At 58.0% G+C, this 22,244-nt stretch carries 23 protein-coding genes; 15 read left to right on the top strand and 8 right to left on the bottom strand.

Annotated features, from left to right (window positions below; all coding sequences use genetic code 11):
• Position 1: 1 nt before the first annotated feature.
• Entirely contained in the window at positions 2–577 is a 576-nt protein-coding gene (gene rsmD, locus M8N44_RS12365; protein WP_022396469.1) for a 16S rRNA (guanine(966)-N(2))-methyltransferase RsmD, read from the bottom strand.
• A gap of 35 nt (positions 578–612) precedes the next feature.
• Positions 613–1,389, bottom strand: coding sequence for a hypothetical protein (locus M8N44_RS12360; RefSeq protein ID WP_022396468.1), 777 nt, complete (start codon positions 1,387–1,389; stop codon positions 613–615).
• A 58-nt stretch (positions 1,390–1,447) separates the two neighbouring features.
• On the opposite strand from M8N44_RS12360, the gene M8N44_RS12355 reads away from it, so the two are divergent.
• A complete protein-coding gene (locus tag M8N44_RS12355; protein ID WP_146017859.1) occupies positions 1,448–1,891 on the top strand; it encodes a hypothetical protein in 444 nt (147 codons plus the stop codon).
• 139 nt (positions 1,892–2,030) lie between these two features.
• Here M8N44_RS12355 and M8N44_RS12350 read toward each other — a convergent pair whose 3' ends face one another.
• Together M8N44_RS12350 and M8N44_RS12345 are read right to left on the bottom strand one after the other, a co-directional pair.
• Complete coding sequence (locus tag M8N44_RS12350) at positions 2,031–2,957, bottom strand: polyphosphate kinase 2 family protein (RefSeq protein ID WP_102728840.1); 927 nt, start codon at positions 2,955–2,957, stop codon at positions 2,031–2,033.
• Between the two features lie 128 nt (positions 2,958–3,085).
• Positions 3,086–5,272, bottom strand: a complete 2,187-nt coding sequence (locus tag M8N44_RS12345; RefSeq protein WP_180975229.1) for an NPCBM/NEW2 domain-containing protein — start codon at positions 5,270–5,272, stop codon at positions 3,086–3,088.
• A 232-nt stretch (positions 5,273–5,504) separates the two neighbouring features.
• Between M8N44_RS12345 and M8N44_RS12340 the strand changes: the two genes are divergently transcribed.
• The gene (locus tag M8N44_RS12340) at positions 5,505–5,972 is read left to right on the top strand and encodes a hypothetical protein (RefSeq protein ID WP_180972888.1); all 468 of its coding nucleotides are present in this window, start codon (positions 5,505–5,507) and stop codon (positions 5,970–5,972) included.
• Positions 5,969–6,784, top strand: a complete 816-nt coding sequence (locus M8N44_RS12335; RefSeq protein ID WP_180972889.1) for an alpha/beta hydrolase — start codon at positions 5,969–5,971, stop codon at positions 6,782–6,784. The genes M8N44_RS12340 and M8N44_RS12335 overlap by 4 nt, the downstream gene beginning before the upstream one ends.
• A gap of 6 nt (positions 6,785–6,790) precedes the next feature.
• On the opposite strand, the gene tsaE is transcribed toward M8N44_RS12335, so the two are convergent.
• The gene (gene tsaE / locus M8N44_RS12330; RefSeq protein WP_102722640.1) at positions 6,791–7,240 is read right to left on the bottom strand and encodes a tRNA (adenosine(37)-N6)-threonylcarbamoyltransferase complex ATPase subunit type 1 TsaE; all 450 of its coding nucleotides are present in this window, start codon (positions 7,238–7,240) and stop codon (positions 6,791–6,793) included.
• A gap of 88 nt (positions 7,241–7,328) precedes the next feature.
• On the opposite strand from tsaE, the gene rplU reads away from it, so the two are divergent.
• The 12 genes from rplU to M8N44_RS12270 all read left to right on the top strand — a co-directional run bounded on the left by rplU (position 7,329) and on the right by M8N44_RS12270 (position 19,567).
• A complete protein-coding gene (gene rplU / locus M8N44_RS12325) occupies positions 7,329–7,646 on the top strand; it encodes a 50S ribosomal protein L21 (RefSeq protein WP_022396461.1) in 318 nt (105 codons plus the stop codon).
• A 28-nt stretch (positions 7,647–7,674) separates the two neighbouring features.
• Positions 7,675–7,938: a 50S ribosomal protein L27 gene (gene rpmA, locus M8N44_RS12320; RefSeq protein ID WP_022396460.1), complete on the top strand. Its 264-nt coding sequence runs from the start codon at positions 7,675–7,677 to the stop codon at positions 7,936–7,938.
• A gap of 154 nt (positions 7,939–8,092) precedes the next feature.
• On the top strand, positions 8,093–8,533 hold the full coding sequence (locus M8N44_RS12315; protein ID WP_022396459.1) for a Fur family transcriptional regulator: 441 nt from the start codon (positions 8,093–8,095) through the stop codon (positions 8,531–8,533).
• A gap of 15 nt (positions 8,534–8,548) precedes the next feature.
• Entirely contained in the window at positions 8,549–9,307 is a 759-nt protein-coding gene (sufC, locus tag M8N44_RS12310) for a Fe-S cluster assembly ATPase SufC (protein WP_102722639.1), read from the top strand.
• A gap of 23 nt (positions 9,308–9,330) precedes the next feature.
• Entirely contained in the window at positions 9,331–10,767 is a 1,437-nt protein-coding gene (sufB, locus tag M8N44_RS12305) for a Fe-S cluster assembly protein SufB (protein ID WP_022396457.1), read from the top strand.
• 8 nt (positions 10,768–10,775) lie between these two features.
• Complete coding sequence (locus M8N44_RS12300) at positions 10,776–12,032, top strand: SufB/SufD family protein (protein ID WP_102728731.1); 1,257 nt, start codon at positions 10,776–10,778, stop codon at positions 12,030–12,032.
• Positions 12,033–12,415: 383 nt separating this feature from the next.
• Positions 12,416–13,378, top strand: coding sequence for a glycosyltransferase family 2 protein (locus M8N44_RS12295; protein WP_022396455.1), 963 nt, complete (start codon positions 12,416–12,418; stop codon positions 13,376–13,378).
• Positions 13,365–15,620 (top strand): glycosyltransferase family protein, encoded by a 2,256-nt coding sequence (locus M8N44_RS12290; RefSeq protein WP_102728732.1) that lies wholly within the window; start codon positions 13,365–13,367, stop codon positions 15,618–15,620. Before M8N44_RS12295 ends, M8N44_RS12290 begins: the two co-directional genes overlap by 14 nt.
• A 58-nt stretch (positions 15,621–15,678) precedes the next feature.
• The gene (locus tag M8N44_RS12285) at positions 15,679–15,945 is read left to right on the top strand and encodes a hypothetical protein (protein WP_102728733.1); all 267 of its coding nucleotides are present in this window, start codon (positions 15,679–15,681) and stop codon (positions 15,943–15,945) included.
• Positions 15,946–16,029: 84 nt separating this feature from the next.
• A complete protein-coding gene (gene bioB / locus M8N44_RS12280; RefSeq protein WP_102726658.1) occupies positions 16,030–16,995 on the top strand; it encodes a biotin synthase BioB in 966 nt (321 codons plus the stop codon).
• A gap of 30 nt (positions 16,996–17,025) precedes the next feature.
• Entirely contained in the window at positions 17,026–18,375 is a 1,350-nt protein-coding gene (gene bioA / locus M8N44_RS12275; RefSeq protein WP_102728734.1) for an adenosylmethionine--8-amino-7-oxononanoate transaminase, read from the top strand.
• A 106-nt stretch (positions 18,376–18,481) separates the two neighbouring features.
• The gene (locus tag M8N44_RS12270; RefSeq protein ID WP_022396450.1) at positions 18,482–19,567 is read left to right on the top strand and encodes a hypothetical protein; all 1,086 of its coding nucleotides are present in this window, start codon (positions 18,482–18,484) and stop codon (positions 19,565–19,567) included.
• A gap of 81 nt (positions 19,568–19,648) precedes the next feature.
• Here M8N44_RS12270 and M8N44_RS12265 read toward each other — a convergent pair whose 3' ends face one another.
• The 3 genes from M8N44_RS12265 to M8N44_RS12255 form a co-directional block, all read right to left on the bottom strand.
• Positions 19,649–21,427: a hypothetical protein gene (locus M8N44_RS12265; RefSeq protein ID WP_102728735.1), complete on the bottom strand. Its 1,779-nt coding sequence runs from the start codon at positions 21,425–21,427 to the stop codon at positions 19,649–19,651.
• A 128-nt stretch (positions 21,428–21,555) separates the two neighbouring features.
• Entirely contained in the window at positions 21,556–21,900 is a 345-nt protein-coding gene (locus M8N44_RS12260) for a hypothetical protein (protein WP_022396448.1), read from the bottom strand.
• Entirely contained in the window at positions 21,893–22,234 is a 342-nt protein-coding gene (locus tag M8N44_RS12255) for an EamA family transporter (protein ID WP_022396447.1), read from the bottom strand. The genes M8N44_RS12260 and M8N44_RS12255 overlap by 8 nt, the downstream gene beginning before the upstream one ends.
• Positions 22,235–22,244: the final 10 nt, after the last annotated feature.

Raw genomic sequence — 22,244 nt, 5'->3', positions numbered from 1 at the left:
CTTACTTCTCAGGCAATCGATAGAACAACAGCATATTTTTCCCGTACCGGCGGGTATCCACCAGGTCCAGGCCGTCAAACTCCGCGGCGCCTTCCATGCCGGTTCCCCAGCCTTCCTGCACTTCCGCAATAAACACGCCGCCGTCCTTCAACAGTCCGGCAATTCCGGCCTCCGCCAGCTCCACAATAAAATCCCGGTCCGCCGGGCCCTTGCAGTAGGGGGGATCTGCAAAAACAATGTCGTACTTCCTGCCGGCCAGCAGCTCCCTTTTCACAAACTGCACGGCGTCTCCCTGGATGACGGCGCCGCCCTCCAGGCCGGTTTTGGCAAGATTGGCCTTGGCCGTCGCGCAGGAAAGCCGGGAAAAATCCACCATGCGGGAGCTCCCTGCCCCGCGGCTGAGGGCTTCCAGGCCGAAGGCTCCGGAGCCGGTGAACAAATCCAGCACGTCGGCATGGTCAATCAGCGGGTTCAGGATGGAAAAAAGGGCCTCCCTGACCCGGTCGGTCGTGGGCCGCACTTCCCCTTTGGGAACAGACAGTGCTATGCCGCCGGCCTTTCCGCTGATGATACGCATGTTTTTACCGGAATGAAAGGAACGTCTTGTTGTCCCTACTGGCGCGCCTTGGCCTTGGCCTTTTCCAGCAGGGGGTCTCCCGTAATGCGGGTGATGGGGATGCGCAGCACGATGGACTGGTTGGCAATGGCAATATTATCCGGATTCTTCTCGGACATGTTGTAAACGAAATAGGTATATTTGCCGTCCTTGGTCTTGCCCGCGATAATGGTCTCCGTCAGGGTGGAAAGAATGGTCTTCTTTTCCATGGTCCATTCCTTGCCGCTCCATGCGCCGTACACGTTCAGATCGTCATAGGAAACGTCCCCTTTCAGGGCCAGGGCGCCGTTGGGGGAAATCCAGGATTTGGTATTGGAGTCATACTTCAGGGTGCTCATCGGCAGCGGTCCCTGCTGGGCCACCGCGGCCAGAGTCCAGATGCCGCGTTCCCCGGAGGCGAAAATGCCCACAGCTACGGGGGCCACTTCCTGCACCTGCTTCAGCTTCCAGCATTCCAGATACTTGGCATACTCATCCTTGGTCCAGCCCAGACGTTCGTCATACGGAACGGGCTGACCGGGAACGATCTGGCTGACGAGCTCCTTCTTGTCCTTGTCGGGCAGGGAGGCAAAAACGCCGTCAATCTTTTCCATGAATGGCTGAAGGCTTTCATCAAGCACAACGCTGACGGCGGAAGCTTCCGCCATTTTGCCGACCGGGAGATATTCATCGATTATTTCCGGCTTTTCTGCTGCGGACAGGGAAGAAACCAGAACGGGGACCATCAGTGTTAAAGCCAGATTGCGGAGCGCTTTCATAACGTGTTCGTACATTTTACTCAACAAAACACCCTTGGCAAGAGTCAAAGTGAGTGTTATCCGTATGTACATCATGAACTGGAAGTTACTTTTCACTACCCTGGCCGCCGCTCTGAGCCTTGCTTCCTGCGTGTCCACCCCGGCATCCCGCATCCAGAAAAACCCAGCCCTTTTCAATTCCCTTCCGCCCAGCCAGAAAACGCTGGTGGAAGCCGGACAGATTGCGGAAGGCATGTCGCCGCCCGCCGTCTTCCTGGCCTGGGGAGACCCCTCCGCCGTCGCGGAAGGCAACCTTAACGGAAAATCCGCCACCCGCTGGATTTACTCTTCCCTCCAGCCGGTTTACACCCCGCCGCCCTCCTTCTGGGCCGGGCCCTACTGGGGAGGCCCCTATTGGGGACCGGGGTTCTACCGTCCCTATTACCCGTATTACAATGACGTCACCTACGTCCCGGTGGATACCGGCTACGTGCTGTTCATCAACGGCAAGGTGAAATCCTGGGAACGCAGGCGCTGATTAAAGAACCGGCAGGCCCGCACGGGATGGAATGCGGCGGCGCAGCAGACGGAGGGAAGCTTCCGCATGATGCGCCGTTTTTCTTTTTGCCATTCTTCCGCGGCCTTTTTTCTTTCCCTTCCGTTCCCGGACTCTTCGTTCAATCCCTGTCCCCGGACAGGGGGCGTTCCAGTTCCTCCCGGAATTCAGGGAAGAACGCCTTCAATTCCCCGGACACCTTAGGGTATTCCAGTTTCATTTCCGCCAGTGCCTCCACAATGGCGCACATGCAGACAAGCCTGGAATACCACTTGTTGTCCGCCGGCACCACATACCACGGCGCGTCCCGGGAAGAAGTATGACGTATCATTTCCTCATACGCCTTCTGGTACTGGTCCCAGAACTCGCGTTCGTGGATGTCCCCCTCTGAAAACTTCCAGTTCTTGTGCGGGGTGTCCAGCCGCGCCAGAAGGCGCTTTCTCTGTTCCTCACTGGAAAGGTTAAGGAATATCTTCACGATGCGCGTCTTGTTGGCGAGCAGATGGCGTTCCAGATTATTGATGGATCTGTACCTCTCCTTCCAGAAGGCTCCCTTGGCATGGACGGGATCAAACCCCTCCCCCGCCAGAAATTCCGGATGCACGCGCACGCTCAGCACTTCTTCATAGTAGGAACGGTTGAAAATGCCGATCATTCCCCGCCGGGGAAGACGGGCCACGCACCGCCACAGGAAATCATGGCTCCGTTCCAGCGTGGAGGGCGGCTTGAAGCTGCTGACCACGCACCCCTGCGGATTGACTCCGCCCATCACATGCTTCACAATGCCGTCCTTGCCCGCGCTATCCATCGCCTGCAGCACCACCAGCAGCGCATAGGATTCGCTGGCATAAAGCACCTCCTGAAGCTGTTCCAGCAGCTCAATGCCCTTCTCCAGCTTGTCCACGGCTTCCTTCTTGCTGTCCTTGTCCAGCTTGCCCAGATCGCCCGGATCATAGTGGGATAACTTGAACCCCTTGCCGTCCGTCACCCGGTACGGCTCAATGAACTTTTTGCAGCGTTTGACCAGACGGGAAGGAATATCTATCATTCCGGTAATGACACCGTTCTGCGTCAAGACGTTGAAATAACCGTAAAAAACTCCGCCTTCCTCCCGGACGGCCGTCCGGCCCCTGCAGCATGAAAAATCCGCAAAAGGCGGAATGGCGCAGGGAAACGTCAATTCTCTATGCGCACCTGGTCCGCGGGAGTATTTTCCAGCTTGCAGTCCTCAATGGACCATGTGCGGGGAGGCTGAACCTTGTTATTTTTAATCAGGATGTTGGCGCACCTCTTGAACTGGAAGGGCTTCTGCCCCCAGCCCCTGAAATCATTGTTGTAAATGATTTTGTTGTTGACGAATTTAAGGTTATCCGTGGAAATGGCAAACAGCAGCGGCACGTCGAACGTCTTGAACACATTGTTTTCTATCAGGACATTGCGGTGATAATAATCCTTCTGCTTGTTCAACTGCTTGACTTCCGGGTAAATGGAAATGATGGCGTTCGTGAACTGGTAGCGGGAGGTCAGGTTGTTGATGAAGGTATTCCTGCGGATCACCACTTCATGGCAGGCGCCGCTTTCATACCAGCCCTGGGCGTCCCCGGCCAGCAGAATGGCCGCGCCGGAGGAATGGTCAAACAAATTGCCCTCCACCAGAACCTTCTCAGGCGTCGTGAAAAGAGAACCGCGGGCGCGGTTGTTGCGGACGATGTTGTTGCGGAATACTACGGAAGGGTAAAAATCCGCATTTTCCACGGCGTCCCCGGCCTTGACGGACGGAGGCAGCGGTTCTTCCAGCGTGATCACCAGTTCCGTAGAACTCTTCTTCACGGCGGTTTTTACGGTAGCGGTGCTTCCCGGTTCAAGCGTAGGCCCGTTGATAAAACGGATTTTTTCACCGGGCAGGAACACTTCAAACCCCACCGCCTGGCGGTGCATGTACTTGCATTTCAGCGTATGGCTGTCCACTACCTCCGTCACGCCCAGGCAGGTGGAATGAACGTTGATGGCGTCATCCATCATTCCCTCGAACAAGGCTTTCTCCACCACGATCTCGCCCCGGGTGTTGGAAAAATGGGTGGCGTCCGCCCCGGCGGTGTGCACGCGCCCCGTCCCTTTCCTGACCATGACGCCGCCGCCCTTCATGTGGAAATCCTCCGACCGCTGGACCAGCAAAGCCATGCCCGTGCTCTGGTGCAGGGCCACATCATTCAGGACCGTCTTCCGCGCCCGGTAAACCACGCATCCCGGATGGGGGCGGTTATAATTCCGCAGCACCAGCGTATCCCCCGGCTTGATTCCCTTCTGCTTGAGGTTCCAGTCCAGCCGGAGGCGGTTCCCTCCGAGGGGTTCCACCCGGCCGTTCCAGCCCATGTCCGACGTATTGGCAATGATGTGCCCGGTCCCCTTCTCAAAGGCCATGCAGCTCCCCATTCCTTCCTCCCAGCCTTCGCCCAGGAAAACGAACCTGTTGTTCCTGATTTCATAGGGGTAGGCTTTTTTGTCTATTTCCACCTCCGTGGACCTGTCGTCCGCATTCAAGACGCGCGCTTCCGTACAATAGGACCGTTCATAATCCACGGACAGACGGTTGATGCTGACGTTTTCGCTGTCCATGACCAGCAGGGGAACCACCTTGCCGTGAAACAGGAACAGGGAGCCATTGCCCTCTACGCGGACATTCCGCAAATCGGTCAGGGTCACGCACACCGGATGAACCAGGGGCTGGTCATGGTTGGAGATATTGAAGCTCATGTTCAAGGCTCCCTCCGGATAAAAATGATAGACTCCCCTAGGGATGTTCAGCACGCCTCCTCCCTGCTTCCGCAGGGCGGAAATCGCGGACCGCAGGGCCGGACCCTGATCTTTCCTGACGCCGGGAATCATGCCGAATTTGGCGGCATTCACCACGGCTCCCTTCATGCCCTGCGGCTCACCGCCCGTTTTCCAGACCAGGTCCACCCAGTCTGCGTGGTCATAGGAATTATTTTCCACCCGGTCAGCCATCAGGTAAAGATGCCGTATGCCGTTTTCCGCTACCGGAACGGAAAACTTTTTCGCAGGCATTCCCCTCTTCATCACGCCGGAACTCCATAAAACTTCGGAACCGCTCATTACACGGAATTCCACGCTGCCGTCTCCGTCCGTACCGTCGTCAATGCCGCAGGCCCCTTCCAGCTTCCACACTCTTGAGCCGCTGCCCTCCGGCACAGGGAGCGGAATCATGGATGTAGCGTGAGTGCCGATGCCCGCAGCGTATTTTTTACCCCCGATGCTCAATTCACCATTCTTGAAAGACCGGTCCAACCGCGTTTCCCCCACCTCCTGGCGGGCCATCAGCAGACTGGCGGCAGGCACCTTCACGGCTGCGGACCCGGATTGAGCCGCGCCTTCCTGCCCCCGGGATAGTGCCGGGAATGATCCCGCAACGCACGCTGCGGCCACAAAACTCCATGAAAACATCCGGTTAAACATATCCTTTATTATACCTTTTCCCCGGTTTTCTTCTATCAGAAAAATTCCAATTCCTGCAAAAGCCGCCCATGGAGAGAAAAGAGAGATTGCCTTCCTCCTCAAATTCGGGGACACTCTTTCCATGCGACCAGCTTTCCTCCTCCTGCCCGGCATGCTGCTGACGCTTTGCGCCTGCGGGCGCGGCGGCGCCACGCTTGAAACGGATAACGTCCAGGCGGAATGGTTCCCCAACGGGAGCCGCACGGCCATTGTCCTGGATGGTGAAACGGAACCTGCCCCAGCACGGGAAATCCAGCGCGCAAACTCCGGCATGACTCTCTTATACAACTCCCTGGGTGACGGCAGAGGCACCCTGGGAATCAACGGGGCTCTTCCGGAAACGGCAACGGTGACGTACCGGCAGGGAACATCACCCGCCGTCCTGCACTTTAAGACCTCATCCCGGGAAATACTCCTCAGCGGGGTGTGCCGCCTGGACGCGGAAGGCAAAACGTCCTCCCTGACCGGCTGGAGCTGCCAGGAACGGGGGACAGCCCTACCCCGCACCGGCACGGCCGGAACCATGACCACGGAAAATTCTGGACAATGAACCTCATGCGGATGCTGAAACCGGGAAAATGGAAAATCCTGAGCGCCCTGCTGGCCGGAGCGCTGGCCCTGGCGTGCGTCCAGTGTTCCGTCCGTTCCCTGGTGTACCTGCCGCCCCAGCCCAAGGACAAAACCGTGTATCTGGAAAAACGCGCCGCCTGGGAGCCCCACCGGCGCACTTTCCACCATAACGGGGCCCAGCTCAGCGGCTGGCTTATTGAAAAGAAGGGACAGCCCCTGCTGGTGTATTATGGAGGGAATGCCATGGACATCTCCATGATGCTTCCCTACCTGGACCGGTTCCCCCATGCCAAGCTCCTGGTCAACTACCGGGGATACGGTCTCAGCACCGGCACGCCCACGGAGCAGAACATCATGGGGGATTCCTTGGCGATTCTCGACTCCGTGCTGAAGGAAACCGGAAGAACGCCGGACGACGTCATCCTGGTCGGGCAAAGCCTCGGCTCCGGAGTCGCCACGCAGATAGCCTCCGTCAGGAACGTGAAAAAGCTGGTCCTGCTGGTTCCCTTTGACAGTCTTCTGGAAACCGCCCGCGGCCTCTTCCCCTACCTTCCCGTCAAGCTTCTCCTGCCGGACCACTTCCGGTCAGACCTGGCAGCGCCCAAAGTAGGCTGCCCCGTCAGCATCCTGGCGGCAGGATCGGACGAAGTCATCCCGCCTGACCACGCCAAGCGGCTCCGGGACTGCTTCTCCACGCCGGTCAACTACCAGGAATTCCCCGGCGCCATGCATAACACCATCTGGCTCAGCCCCGGCTTTGACAAGGCGTTCTCCAGGAGCATCAGCTACTGAGCCGCTTCATTCCACAGGGGCCAGAGACACCCGGCGCAGGCATTCCCCCTCGTGCTCCAGCAGCAGCCAGGAAGTTCCCTCCGGCAGCGCGTCCGGAAACAGGTTGGCCCATTCCACAATGAGCACCGCGTCCCCGTCCAGATACTCGTCCCAGCCTATGCCGAGCAATTCGGACTCATCCTTCAGCCGGTAAAAATCAAAATGGCACGCCCGTAGGCGCCCGTCCGCATGCTCGTGCACCAGGGAAAACGTCGGGCTGGCCGCCGCATCGGAACTCCCCAGCCCTTCCATAATCCCTTGAGTCAGGTGCGTCTTTCCGGCGCCCAGCTCCCCCACCACGCCCAACACTTCACCGGGCATTAAAATTTTACCTATTTGCCGTCCCAGCTCCCTCATTTCCTCCGGAGAATGAGTTAAAACGGGGCCGTTTTTAAAAATTTTATACCATTCGCTCATTTTTTCATGAAATTTTGCTTGTCTAAAAGAAGGTGATATGGTTTATTGCGGCTCCCGCATCCGCGGGTGAACCTTAACAGTGATAGCAATGGCATACGCAATTTTCAAAACAGGTGGCAAGCAGTACCGCGTTCAGGCGGGCGACGTGATCGACGTTGAGTGCATCAATACCCTTGAAGAGGGTGCTGAAGCAAGCTTCGATCAGGTGCTTATGGTGGAAAATGACGGAAACGTGACCCTCGGCACCCCGACGGTGGCAGGAGCTACGGTCTCCGCCAAGGTCGTCAGCCAGTTCCGCGACAAGAAGATCATCGCCTTCAAATTCAAGCGCCGCAAGGGCTTCCACAAGAAAAAAGGTTCCCGCCGCGCCATGACGAAGCTGGAAATCACCGGTATCAACGCCTAATTTCAACCCTTAATTTTATCCTAATCTTATGGCTCACAAGAAAGGTCAAGGTTCTGTCAAGAACGGTCGCGACTCCCGCAGCAAGCGCCTCGGCGTTAAAAAATTCGGCGGGCAGGAAGTGATCGCGGGCAACATCATCATCCGCCAGCGCGGCACCAAGTGGCACCCCGGCAAGGGCGTGGGCATGGGCCGTGACTACACCATTTTCTCCCTCGTGGACGGCCGCGTGTTCTTTGACCGCGAAGGCCGCCGCGTCAATGTGGCCCCGGAAAGCTCCGAGGCTGCCAACTAAATTACAGATAACTCTATCTCCCTGCAGGGGCGGCCATCCACAGGGATGACCGCCCCTTTTTTACCCCTCCCCGCGCCCGAATAAATAACAGGAATTGTTCTTGCAAAACAATTGACCCTCCCCCACTATCCACGCAGAGCATGAAAAATAAGATATGAATCCCAAAACAGATTCCAAACAAGCCGCCCGCACCGCCTCTACCCTCCCGGTTATTTCCGGTTTGAGACTCACCAAGCAGCGACAGGAAGTCTACCAGGTTCTCCTGGAACAGAGAGACCATCCCACCGCGAATGAAGTTTACCAGCGGGTGCGCAAAAAGCTCCCCAGCATCTCCCTGGCCACCGTTTACAACTGCCTGGAAGCCCTGGTGAATCACGGCCTGGTCAATCAGGTCAACTTTGAACGCAGCTCTTCCCGCTTCTGTCCCAATCTCGTTGATCATGGGCACTTCCAGGACACCCGGACCGGCTGCATTTACGACATCACCATCAAGGAGGGCGTGGATCTGAAGGAATTCATCAACCTGCCCGACGACGTGTGCATCGAAGAAGCCCAGATCACCCTCAGGGGCTCCATCATCACGCCGCAGGGCTAAATCCCTTTCATCATCATGAGTCTGGTCATTAAAAATTTGCACGCCAAAGTGCAAGGCACGGAAATACTTAAAGGCATCAATCTTGAAATTCCCAAGGGAGAAGTGCACGCGATCATGGGACCCAACGGTTCCGGAAAAAGCACCCTCTCCAAAGTCCTCTGCGGCCACCCGGACTATGAGGTGACGGAAGGGGAGGTCTGGCTGGACGGACAGAACCTGCTGGACATGAGCATTGACGAGCGCAGCCGCGCGGGCCTCTTCCTGGCGTTCCAGTATCCCATGGAAGTTCCCGGCGTGTCCAACGCCAACTTCCTGCGCGCCGCCATGCAGGCCCGCATGCCCCAGGGGGAGGAACTGGATGCGGTTACCTTCTACAAGACGCTGTATGCAAAAATGGACCAGCTCGGCATGTCCCGCAAATTCACCTCCCGCGCCGTCAACGAAGGCTTTTCCGGCGGTGAAAAGAAGCGCAATGAAGTGCTGCAGATGCTTCTTCTGGATCCCCTTTACGCCATTCTGGACGAAACGGACTCTGGCCTGGACATAGACGCCCTCCGCATCGTTTCGGAAGGAGTCAACTCCATGCGCTCTCCCTTCCGCAGCTTCCTCGTCATCACCCACTACAAGCGCCTGCTGGATTACATCAAGCCGGACGTGGTCCACGTGCTGGCCGACGGACGGATTGTCCGTACCGGCGGCGGAGAGCTGGTGGACGAACTGGAAAGCAGGGGATATGAATTCCTGAAAGAGGCGGAAGGAGCGGAAAAGGCGTAACGCCGCCAATCCGGCAGTCAATCATGAGCGACACACCTGACATGTCAGAGGACGGGAACAAACAGAACCTGTTTGACTTCGACCGGAGCAAGGGGAACTTCTCCTTCCCGGAACGCCATAAATTCAACGCCGGCTACGGCCTGACGGAGGCCACCATCGACTACATCTGCGACGTCAAGGACGATCCGGAATGGGTGCGCCAGTTCCGCAAAAATGCGCTTGCCGTCTTTGAAAGCAAGCCCATGCCCACCCACTGGGCGTCCCCGGACATTGAAAAAATAGACTTCTCCCAGATCCGCTACTATCTTTCCGACGGCGAACGGCCCAAGCGAAGCTGGGACGACGTGCCGGAAGACGTAAAGCGCACCTTTGAACGCCTGGGCGTCCCTGAACAGGAACGCCAGTTCCTGGCGGGCGTGGAAGCCCAGTATGACTCCGAGTCCGCCTACTCCAACATGAAGGAGGAACTCCGCAGCCAGGGCGTCATCTTCGTCAACTCCACGGAAGGCCTGAAATACCATGAAGACGTCTTCCGCCCCTGGTTCGGCAAAGTCATCCCCACGGGAGACAACAAATTCTCCGCCCTGAACAGCGCAGTATTTTCCGGCGGTTCCTTCATTTACGTACCCAAGGGCGTGAAACTCAAGCACCCGCTCCAGGCGTACTTCCGCATCAATTCGGAAAACTTCGGGCAGTTTGAACGCACCCTCATCATTGCGGATGAAGGGGCGGAGCTCATGTACATGGAAGGGTGCACGGCCCCCCAGTTTGAAACCACCACCCTCCACTCCGCCGTCGTGGAGCTGGTGGCCCTCAAAGGAGCGAAAATCCAGTACGTCACTGTGCAGAACTGGTCCTCCAACGTCTTCAACATGGTCACCAAGCGCGGACTGGCCATGGAAGACGCGGAAATCCGCTGGATAGACTGCAACATAGGCTCCGGACTCACCATGAAATACCCGGCTGTGGTGCTCAAGGGCAGGCGTGCACGCGGGGAAGTCATCTCCATCGCCCTGGCGAATACGGGCCAGCACCAGGACACGGGTGCCAAAATGATCCACGCGGCGGACGACACCACGTCCAACATCGTTTCCAAATCCATCAGCATCGGTGAAGGGCGCGCCAGCTACCGGGGCCAGGTGGTCATGGGCAAAGGCCTCAAGGGCTGCAAGAACAACACGGAATGCGACGCCCTCCTGCTGGCGGCCAACAGCCGCACGGACACCTACCCCGCCATCACGGTGAAGGGGGACAGGAACACGGTGCAGCATGAAGCTTCCGTCTCCCAGGTCTCTGAAGAAATGCTCTTTTACATGCAGCAGCGGGGCATCCCGAAGGCGGCGGCCATGTCCCTGGCCGTCAACGGATTCATTAACGACCTCGTTCAGGAATTCCCCATGGAATATTCCGTGGAACTGCGCAGGCTCATTGACCTGGAAATGGAAGACAGCATCGGATAAGGAGGGAAATGATGAACCACTTGCTCAACGAAGAACAATTCCCCGCAGGCTTCCTTCCCGCATGGTTTGAAGCCAGGCACCGCCAGGCCCTGGAACAGGCGGGCCAGCTTCCGGAACCCTCCCGCCGCATGGAATCCTGGCGTTTCGGAACTCCCGGCAACGAATCCCTGGAAAACTTTGAAGCCGCCCCTCCCGTGGCACCGGAAGCCCTGGCCTCCATCATCAGGGAGCATGCCTCCATGCCGGACGCCATCCGCATCGTTTACGCCAACGGCCTCCCCGTCTCCATCCCGGAAGAACTGCCGGAAGGCCTCGCCGTGATGGATCTGGAAGACTTTGTGCTCCAATACCCGGACGCGGCCCGGAAACACCTGGAAACAGCGCCGGAAACGCTCGGTTCCGAAAAACTGGCCGCCCTGAACACGGCTCTCCAGCACAACGGTCTGGTCATCATGGCGGACCGGGAAATCTCCTGCCCCCTGGAAATCTTCCACTTCATCTCCGGGGACAACGTGGCCGTCTTCCCCGCCACGCTGGTCATTGCGGAGACCGGAAGCCGCCTGCACATCCTGGAACGCCACGTCAGCGCGGACCACGGCAGCCAATTCTGCGGAGCGCTCCAGCAGCACCATCTTTCCTCCGCTTCCTCCGTCAAATACGCTTTGGTCCAGGAGCTCAACAGCCGTTCCCGGGCCGTGGAGCTCTGCCACATTATGGCGGACGATTCCGCGGAAATGGAGCACCTCGTCAGCCATCCCGGCGCGGCATGGGCCAGACAGGAGACGGTCTGCCTCCTGAACGGAGACAGCGCCAACGTACGCCTGCTTTCCGCCAGCCACCTGAAGGAAAACAAGGAGCTGGACCAGAGAACCTACCAAAAGCACCTCTATCGCGGAGCCTCCAGCAACCTGCTTTACGTCAATGTGCTGGATGACGAGGCCAGCAGCATTTTCAGCGGCATGATCCTGGTGGCGGAAGGTGCTCACGATACCAGCGCCTACCAGAGCAACCGCAACCTCATCCTCAGCCCCCGGGCGGAAGCAAACTCCATTCCCGGCCTGGAAATCCTGGCGGACAGGGTGCAGTGCTCGCACGGTTCCGCCACCTCTTCCATCTCTCCGGAAGAAATCTTCTACCTGCTTTCACGCGGCATTCCGGAGCACACGGCGCGCAGGATGATCGCCCAGGGCTTTCTGAAACATGCGCTGGACCAATTCAGTGATGAAACCCTCCGCGCCGCTGTAGAGGAAATCGTCCTCTCCTGAACCGTTCTTCATCCGGGGGAAACCGTGTCCCTTTCCTCCTCCTTTCGCTTCCTTGATAAAAGCCTCCGGAATGAAGCACGGTTTTAATTGCCGGGAGGCATTCTCCCGGAGAAACGGTCCCGCGATTGACAGGGACCATCTTCATTCATAATGGAAAAACCAGCGGATTGCGAATCCGGCCAAAAGAACGGCGGTTGATGCAAACCTGAAATCTTTTGCAAGGCAGAATTTTATCAGGAATCCACACCTTCAAATTAAAGAAAAATTTCTTTTCCGATAACCGGTCTTTTCTATTAACTAATTCGGTTTCAGAAAAACATGTTGACTTCGAATTCGCAATCCGTAATCTCTGGTAAGATACTCAATTTTCAAAAGGTCATCACATGATTTCCATCGCCATCATTATCCCCGCCTACAATGAAGAATTGACCATTCGGGAAGTGATGCAGGATTTTCATTCCCACTGCCCGGAAGCGGCCATTTATGTAGTTGATAATAATTCTTCCGATAAAACTGCGGAAATAGCCAGGAAAACTTATGAAGAATTAGGCTGTTCCGGCACGCTGCTTCAAGAAAAACGGAAGGGTAAGGCCATGGCCATTAAAAAGGCGTTCCGGGAAATAGATGCGGACGTTTACGTAATGGTGGATGCAGACCTGACCTATCCCGCCGCCGACCTCCCCCGCCTGCTGGAACCGGTTCTCCAGGGAGATGCGGACATGGTATGCGGAGACCGCCATGACGCCGGCATTTACAGCCGGGAAAACAAGCGCCCCATGCACAATACGGGAAACAAGGCCGTCCGCATGCTCATCAACAAACTGTTCCAGGGCAACCTGCATGACATCCTGACGGGCTACCGCGTCTTTTCCAAGCGGTTCGTCAAAAACTTCCCCATTCTCTCCACGGGCTTTGAACTGGAAACGGAAATCAGCATCCACGCCCTGGACAACGGCTATTCCGTCGTGGAAATCCCCACTAATTACATGGACCGCCCGGAAGGCTCCGTATCCAAGCTCTCTACCGTATCTGACGGGGTGAAGGTCATCAAAACCATCTTCGCCGTCCTGATGAACCACCGCCCCCTGTTCTTCTTCTCCATCATCAGCGCGGTTCTGCTCATCCTCGCCATTCTGGCCGGCATCCCTGCCGTTCTGGACTACTTCCGGTACGACTATGTCTTCCACCTTCCGCTGGCCGTCCTGTCCATGGGCCTTTTCACCGTATCGGCCCTCGCGCTGACCATCGCCTTCATACTTCACGGCCTCCGGTCCGCCCAGCGGTACGACCATGTCCTCTCCCTCATGCATTGGGAGGAACGCAATCTTAAGCATGAAAAACACTGACTCCCTCTCCCGGCGCTCTTTCTGGCTCTGCTGCCTCCTCTGGGCCGTCCTCGTTGGGGCCTGCTTTGCCCCGGCCATCTTCGGGGGCAAAGTGCTGGCGCCCATGGACATCATGGACTGCCTCATCTCCCCGTATGCCACGCAGCCCATGGAAAACGTCCACAACCACTTTACCGTGGACGCCATCTCCCAATACCTGCCCTACAACTACTCCGTAGCGCAAAGCTTCCGGCAGGACGGTTACATGGGCTGGAATCCGTACACCCACAACGGAACGGCCATTGCGGAAAACACGATGCTGTGCCCCGGTGACTGGCACCACGTCCTCTACTTCTTCCTGCCCTTCTGGACGGCCTGGGACACGGGCATCATCCTGCAATTCTTCCTTGCGGGTCTGGGCATGATCGTCTTCCTGCGGAGCCGCCAGGTTCCGGCTCCCTACTGCCTGCTGGGGGCGATAGGCTACGGCTTCTACTCCCAATTCGTCCTGTGGATTTACCACCGGTGGGTGCTGGGAACCATGTGCTGGGCCCCGTGGATATTATGGGCGCTGATGCGCAACAGGGAAAAAAGAATCATCGACCTTCCTTCCATCCTCTTCATCGCCCTCGGGTTCCGGGGCGGCCACCTTCAGGCGTGCCTGTTCATCGTACTGCTCACGGGGTGCGTTTGGCTGGCGGACTGGTGGACGTCCCCCTCACGCTGGAAGTTTAAAACCCTCTGGCGCGTCTCCCTGCCCTACCTGGTGTCCGGCATCGCCGGGGGCCTTCTCTCCATAGACGTGCTGGCCCAGACCATTCCACCCCTGATGGAAGGTTGCAGGCCCATTCCCTTCCTGACCGGAATCACTCATCTTCCCTCCCTGGTCACCGTCCTGTTCCCCACGCTCCTGGGCGTTCCGGAAACGATTGACCTGTTCAAACTCATGGGCCAGGACCTGTTTGACCTGAAATTCACCGGAGGCGTCATCTTCGTCCTTGCCGTGCTGGGCCTCTTTAACAGAAAAGCCCCCCTGACGGCAAAATTCCTGATGGTCATCAGCCTGATTCTGGCCTTCACCCCCCTCATCACCTATTTTTATTCCCGTTCCACCACGGTCTATGCCCTGGGCGCCTCCTGGCTGGCCGCGTGGCAGCTCCATGCCTTTACTCAGGAACCCGCAAGAACGGTCTGGAAGAAAATCTTCATCGCGCTGGGCATCCTAACGCTGGGATGGCTTCTGTGCTCCATCCTGATTCAAATCTTCCACCAGGACATTCTCTCCACCCTCCAGAGAAACCTTGTTTCCCGCCTCTCACCCGCTGAAACGGGCAGGGAAGCCTGGTACATGCTGAGGACGGAACGCCTGCTGGAACAAACGTGCATCTGGTATCCCCGCACGCTGGCCCTGCTTGCACTGCTGTGGGGAGGCCTGTGGGCCGCCTCCCGCATCCATGTCTTCGCACGGCACAAGCTGCTGCTGGCCTCCGCGGTCATTCTGTGCTCCCTGGGGGAACAGCTTCTCGTTCAGGCCACCTGGGTCCACTATGCGGACAAGCCCGAATCCGCAGGCCTGTACAGGGAACCCGAATGGCTGCCGCACCTGAAACAGCAGGTGGGGGACGGTTCCGTCCTGTGCTACACTTCACACAGGGACAAGGACTATTTCCACGACAACCACCTTTCCAGCTTCGGCATCAAACAGGCGGAAGGCTATGAAACCGTCAGGCCCAAACGTCTCCATGCCCTTCAGGACATCCTGACCCATCCGGAAGCCGCCGCCAAGGCAGGCATTTCCCACCTTCTCGTTAACCCGCGCCAGCAGCTCCCGGAAACCAAAGGCTGGAACCTGGTGGAAAACACTTCCCGGTACGTCCTCTTTGCCAACCCGCATTACAGGGGCAGATACTTTGCAAACGGCCCTGCTACGGAAGAAAGCGCCGTCGTGCACCCCAACTGGCTCACGTACAATAAAATGGACTTCACCGTCCCGCCGGGGGCCTCCTCACTGGATATTCTGGAAAGCTATTCCGAAGGCTGGACGGCACGCATCAACGGAGGGGTGCCCGTTCCCGTGGAATGCTCGGAAAACTACGGCATCATCGTTCCCCTTCCCGTTTCCGACACGCCCGCGCATGTCCTCCTCCAATACAGGGACCACCGCCAGAACACCTATTACTGCATCATCCTCGCCACCCTTCTCCTGATTTGTGCCGCCTGTCTCTGGCGGCATGTAAAAAAACGGCCTTCCTCCCCCCATTAAGATAGACCTCTCTCCCGTCCTGCTGGGTAAAAAATCCGCCCTGAAAGACAGGAAACCCGTGGTTTGGGCGGGAGGCGGCTACGGCGGCCAGGTGGCCGTGCGCTTTGACGCAAAGAAAGTCATCCGCCTCAACCTGTTCCCTGGCAAAAAACCCGGCAACTGGGAAGTGTACGACATCGTAAAAGACCCCGCGGAGAAAAACGACATCGCCGCGGAAAACCGTGACCTTATTGACAGGGCCATCGCCATCCTGGACAAGGAATACAAGCCCGCGCCCGGATTCCAGGCCCTGCGCTACAAGGCCCCGGAACAGCCGGCCAAATAAGGAAAAAGGGAAGGATTCCCCACGATACGTAACCCCCGGCATTCTGCCCTTGACGTGAACCGCGCCGGGGGTAGTCTTTGACGCATGAGTCTGACCTCTTCCCTCCTCTCCAGGGTGCTCCAGGGCGGTTCCTGCACCAGAGAAGAACTGATAGCCCTCAGCCGGGAACCGCTGGAGGAGCTGTGCCAGGCGGCCAACGCCATCCGGGAGCACTTCTGCGGAAACGTCTTCGACCTCTGCACCATCATCAACGGGCGCAGCGGCAAATGTTCGGAAAACTGCAAGTACTGCGCCCAGTCCGCCCATTACTCCACCGCGGTGGAGGAATACCCCCTCTTAAGTGATGAAGCCCTGCTGGCGGGCGCCAGGTACAATGACGAACGGGGCATCCTGCGCTATTCCATCGTCACCTCCGGCAAGAGGCTGACGGATGCGGACGTGGACCGGCTCTGCGCCAGCTACAGGCACATCGCCGAACGCTGCGGCATCTCCCTCTGCGCCTCCCACGGCCTCATCTCCAAAAAGCACTGCGAACAATTGAAGGCCGCGGGCGTCTCCCGTTACCACAACAACCTGGAAACCTCCCGCCGCAACTTCCCGAATGTCTGCACCACGCACACGTACGACGACAAGCTGCAAACCATCAAGTGGGCTATGGAAGCCGGGCTGGAAGTGTGCAGCGGCGGCATCATGGGGCTGGGGGAAACCCTGGAGGACCGGATAGATATGTACATGGACATCGCCGCACTGGGCATCAAGTCCGCGCCCATCAACTTCCTGACGCCCATCCCCGGTACGCCGTACGCGAACATGACCCCGCTTGGGGAGGAAGACCAGCTCCGCATCGTGGCGCTGGTGCGCTTCATCATGCCGGATGGCTTCGTCCGCATCGCCGCCGGAAGGAACACCATGAAGGACCACGGCAGGAAAATCTTCATGTCCGGGGCGAATGCCGCCATCTCCGGGGACATGCTCACCACCTCCGGCGTCACCATCCGGGAAGACCTGGCCATGCTGGCGGAGCTGGGCTATGAAGTCCGCATGAAATAAGGGCTGTCCCGTTTTCCCGCTCCTTTCCCCATGAATCACTCCGACTGGTCAAAAAAAGATCTGGAATACATCTGGCATCCCTGTTCCCAGATGAAAGACTATGAAACGCTGCCCCCCATCGTGATCGAACGCGGGCAGGGAATCCACCTGTACGACGTGGACGGGAAGCGCTATCTGGACGTGGTCAGCTCCTGGTGGTGCAACCTGCTCGGGCACTCCCACCCTAAAATCAACCAGGCCATCAAGAACCAGCTTGATTCCCTGGAGCACGTCATCTTCGCCAACTTCTCGCACAAGCCGGCCATCACCCTGTGCGAGGAGCTGATGAAAAAAATCCCGCAGGGACTCTGCAAGTTCAATTTTTCCGACAACGGTTCGGCGTCCATCGAATCCGCCATGAAAATGAGTTTCCAGTACCACTACCAGACCGGAAACCGCCAGAAAGTGCGCTTCATGTCCCTGAGTGACGGCTATCACGGAGAAACCCTGGGAGCCCTCTCCGCAGGCGGCCTGGACCTTTACTCGGAACTCTACAAGCCCCTGCTGCTGGACATCGTGCGCATTCCCGCTCCGGACTGCTACCGCTGCCCCAAGGGAAAAAAACGAGGCTGCTGCCAGGCGGAATGCATTGACGCGGCCCAGGAGGCCTTTGCGCGCCATGGGGACGAATGCGCCGCCCTGCTGGTGGAACCCCTGCTCCAGGGCTCCGCGGGCATGCGAATGTACCCCCCCGCCTATCTGGCGAAGCTGCGCGCCCTGTGCGACGCCTATAACGTGCACCTCATTGCGGATGAAATCGCCACCGGCTTCGGCCGCACGGGCAGCATGTTCGCCTGCGACCAGGCCGGCATCTCCCCGGATATCATGTGCGTCTCCAAGGGGCTCACGGGCGGCTACATGCCCATGTCCATCACCATCACCACGCAGAAGATTTACGATGCCTTTTATGCGGACTACCGGGAAGGAAAGGCCTTCATGCACAGCCATACCTACTCCGGCAACCCCCTGGGCTGTTCCGCCGCCCTGGCGGTGCTGAAGATTCTGGACGAGGAACAAATTATTTCCCGGGCGCAGGAAAAGGCCCCCCTCTTCCACCGGATGATCGCCGATGCGCTGGGGAACCATCCGCACGTGGGGGAAATCCGCAGCCTGGGCCTGGTGAACGCCATTGAACTGGTGGAGGACAGGGAAACCAAGAAGAGCTTCCCGTCCGAACGGCGGCTGGGATACCAGATTTACAAGGAAGCGCTTAAACAGGGCCTGCTGCTTCGGCCGCTGGGAGACGTCCTGTACTTCAACCCGCCCCTCATCATTTCCCCGGAGGAAATGGAGGAGGCCGTAGCCGTCTGCTCCGCCTGCGTCCGCAAGGTGCTGGGGTAAACATTTTTCCTCCGTAACAATATGTGCTGTTCTTTTTTTTGAAGAAAAGCTGCAACTTTTCTTCAGGGGAGGGGTTTGTAAAAATACCCTGTAACCTCATACCGTCATGATACACTTCACCCCGCTCCGCAAACGTCCGGCGCTTTCCGCGCTGATGCTTCTCATCCTGGGCTCCGGTTTCTGCCAGGCTCAGGAAATGCTTACCGATTCCGCAAGGAAGGAAGCCACCGAGTGGCTTAAGGAAGTCAAATCCGGCTACCTGAACACCAGCTCCGCCCGTATCCAGAAGGCTGTGACCGCCCTCACCGCGGCCACCAGCACGGAAAACGCCGCCATGAAACTTTATGTAGACGCCATGAAAGACCGCTTTCTGAACCCGACCAGCATGATGTCCCGCATGCTGAACCGGGGCGGAGGGGGAGGATTCCGGATGATGCGCATGCCGGGCTCCGGAGGAAGAGGAGGCAGCAACGGCAACAGCAGCAAGCCGGACAGCCCCAGCACCGCCTTTTCCAACTGGCGCAAGCAGAATACGGGGAACAACGTGGCCCCAGGCTTCAAAAAAGCCCTTCAAATCCAGTGCAAATGGATGCTGCTGTGCCTGAGAAAGGCGGATGCCGAGAAGAACGAGCGCGAACTCAACGTTTCCTCCAGCGTCTTGTCCATGCTGGATGAAGTGGCCGCCAACGCCAAGGATGTGGGCGAACAGCTCCCCATGGTGGGCGGAGCCAGTGAAGTAATCCGCTCCTACCTGAACATCAGCGACTACCGTTCGGATACTCTGCCGGACAACCTGATGGACCTCAACACCATCTTCGACCGCGTGCTGCTGGCTCCCTACAAGGAAAAAAAGGATGTGGAAAACTTCCGGAAACTCTGGAATAAACGCATCGGACTGGAAGCGACCCTGCTGCAAAATAATTCCGCCAGCGACAAAAAAACGGCGGAAGTGGAAAAAGCCAGCTTCCTGGTCAAAAGGCAGTGGGAACGGGAAAAGGCATGCTTTGAGCTCGGCGACCAGGTGGCCGCCCTTGAAAAAATGAAAAGCCTGATTTCCGGCATCAAGGATCCCGCTGAAAAACAGCGCGCCATCCGCGACCTGGAATTCCTGCTTCTTACCCCGGCGGAACAGGCAAAACTCCGTGAAGAGCGCACAAACAGGCGCATGCCCGGCGGCGGCCCGCGCTTTTAACAACCGTCGACAGCTCCAATTTCCCTTTCATCCCCCGGTGCGCAGCGTGCATCGGGGGATTTTACTTTCCGGCGCGGCGCATCACCGGGACGGAGGCAGTTCCTGCTTCCCGGGCTGGAACCATGTCTTGCGCAGGCGGTAAATGCGCACGCCCTCAATATTCTCATCCAGATGCCAGGCCGTGCGTACGCCGTGCCGCTCCCATATATGGCGGCTGAGCATCCCCATGAACTTGCTGTCCATGTCGGAAACGTCCCCCTGCGGAGTCAGGCAGACAATATATACGTTGTCCCTGCACAGGTTCAGGGAGGACTGCCCCTCCCAGCCCATCTCCTTCAGCTTCCGCTGCACGGGCTTCAACGGAAAATTCCAGCCGCCCAGCGTCACGACATTCTTCCGGGAACAGCTCCATGCCTTGCGGAAAACGGACTGTCCCGGAGCCAGGTCGTCAATGGTGCCGCCGGACATCTGGACGCAGAACAGGGAATCCGGTTCACGGTCCACCCGTTCGCACAGCAGGCGGCCGGCATCCGGGGAAAAAGACTCCAGATTGGCCTCCCACACGGCGGCGCACGCCTGTGACAAAGAAACGGTGAACGCGCAGAACATGGGCACGCCGCCTGTCAGGGCGCCCTTTCCGGTCCATTTGAAACGAATGGGGCGGTATTTATCCGACCATAGCAGGCACAGCCCGGCAATCAGGAACGTGGGATACACCACGCGGAAATACAGGCGGTCTATGCTGGACATGTACAGCAGAATCAGCACCAGCAGGGCGCCCACGCAGAACACCAGAGCCGGGGAATCCCCCCGCCGGAAAGACACGCGGCAGGCCAGGCCGAATAAAATCCAGCACGGCAGAAGGTCCATGACGGAATCCCAGGAAAACAGATGAAGGGCCTTCTCCCCGCGGACCCAGGCCCTGGGCCAGAACTCGCCCCCGTCCCGCGCCAGCAGAAGCCTTTCCAGATAATCCGTGTTGAAAGCGTCCATATCGCAATTGGTGAACATCCGGACCATCTTGATATCGTTGGCGAACACGCCGTACTCCTCGCACTGGTAGGCGCCCTCCGGCCTGATGGGGCATGTGTCCGAAAGGAGGGCGCGGGCCTGGTTCCACGCCGCCACGTCACAGCCCTCCAGCACATTCCGGTGGGCGTGCTTGTTATACTCATTCAGACCGAAGGAGACTGCCAGTACGCCGGCCAGGGCCAGCCAGAGACGGCCGCGGGCACGCATCTTTTCCCGGGACGGTTTAAACCCGTCCAAACTGCCAGCCAGCAGGATGGCCCCCCAGAAAGCATCGCACACCAGGGCGGCGTCCAGCCGGATCATGCTGCCCAGCACGCACAGGAATCCCCCCGTGCACAGTCCCTTCCAGGAGGAGGAACCGTACTTCAGGCATACCAGCACTCCGGTGAACCCCGTCAGGAAGGCGGCATGGCTGAATTGCAGGGCGGCATAAAAGCCCGGCATGATTAAAAGCCACACCAGCAGCAGGACCAGCGTATTGAAATCATATCTGCGCGCCTTGCGGGCGTGCGCCGTCAGCATCGTGAAAATGGCCGCTCCGCTGGACAGCGTGGCAAGCGCCAGGAACACGGGCCAGACGGACAGGCCGCCCAGAACGGGAGCCGCTTTCAGCAGCAGCCCGGTCAGCAGGGGATTGACGAAAATGACGTGAGCGTCCGCGTAGGAGGGGTCGCCCCAGCCGTCAAGCACGGACGCAATCACCAGATCGTCATTGGATTGGTACGCCACGCCCACAATGCTCCAGGCCAAAACCAGCAACAGCAGGTTGAACCATACGGGATGGAGCAGCGGAAAAAGCGATACCCATCTCCAAACCTGTTTCAACATAAGCAAATTCCCTGACTTTGCGGGCTGTTCTCCCTGCCCGGGCCCGCATACTAGAAACGGATAAAATGAAAGTCAAGAGCCTATCCCGGCGCAAAGCCCGGAAGGACCAAAAGGCCATGGCCGCCGCCTCAGCGGTTCAGGCAGATGATAATGCCCGCAATAATCATCAGGTTGCCGCCCACCTTGCGCATGGTAATGGGCTTGCCGAAAAAAATCCGGTCGAAGAAAAGGATGTACACGTATGCGGAGCATTCCAGCACATTCACTGTAATCATCGGCAAATGGGACAGGCAGTAAAACGTGAGCAGGCAGCAGCCCAGGAAAATGGAATACGCCGTCACGGTGGCCGGATTCACGAAATAGGAAAGGCCGGACAGCCGTTCGTTCATGGCGGACTTTTTCAGAATCACCTGCGTGCAGGAGGCCAGGAAAACGGAAAACAGGTTCAGGCCGATGTAGAATTCCTCATTCATGCGCGTCCTCCTCCGTGGAAACAAGAATAATGCCGCTGATAATCAGCACCGCCCCTGCCGCCAGCGTCCAGGAAAGGGTCTCCCCCAGGCAGAGCCACGCCAGCAGGATTCCCCAGATGACCACGGCGGAACGGTTGGCATAAGCCACGCCCAGATTGAACTTTTTCAGCATCACCTGCCACCCTGCCGCATAAATGCCCAGCAGGAACAGCACGCCGGCCAGCAGGGCGAACCGGTGCCAGTCCGTCCAGCTATAGGGAGCCGCCATCCGCCCCAGAACGGTATTCAGGGCGTAAACGATGAACAGCAGGTGCAGAATAAGGTAGTTGATCATGAGAGAAAAA

It is taken from the genome of Akkermansia massiliensis, from assembly GCF_023516715.1.
GTDB classification, from domain to species: domain Bacteria; phylum Verrucomicrobiota; class Verrucomicrobiia; order Verrucomicrobiales; family Akkermansiaceae; genus Akkermansia; species Akkermansia massiliensis.
This window is presented reverse-complemented; position numbering and strand designations above follow the sequence as displayed.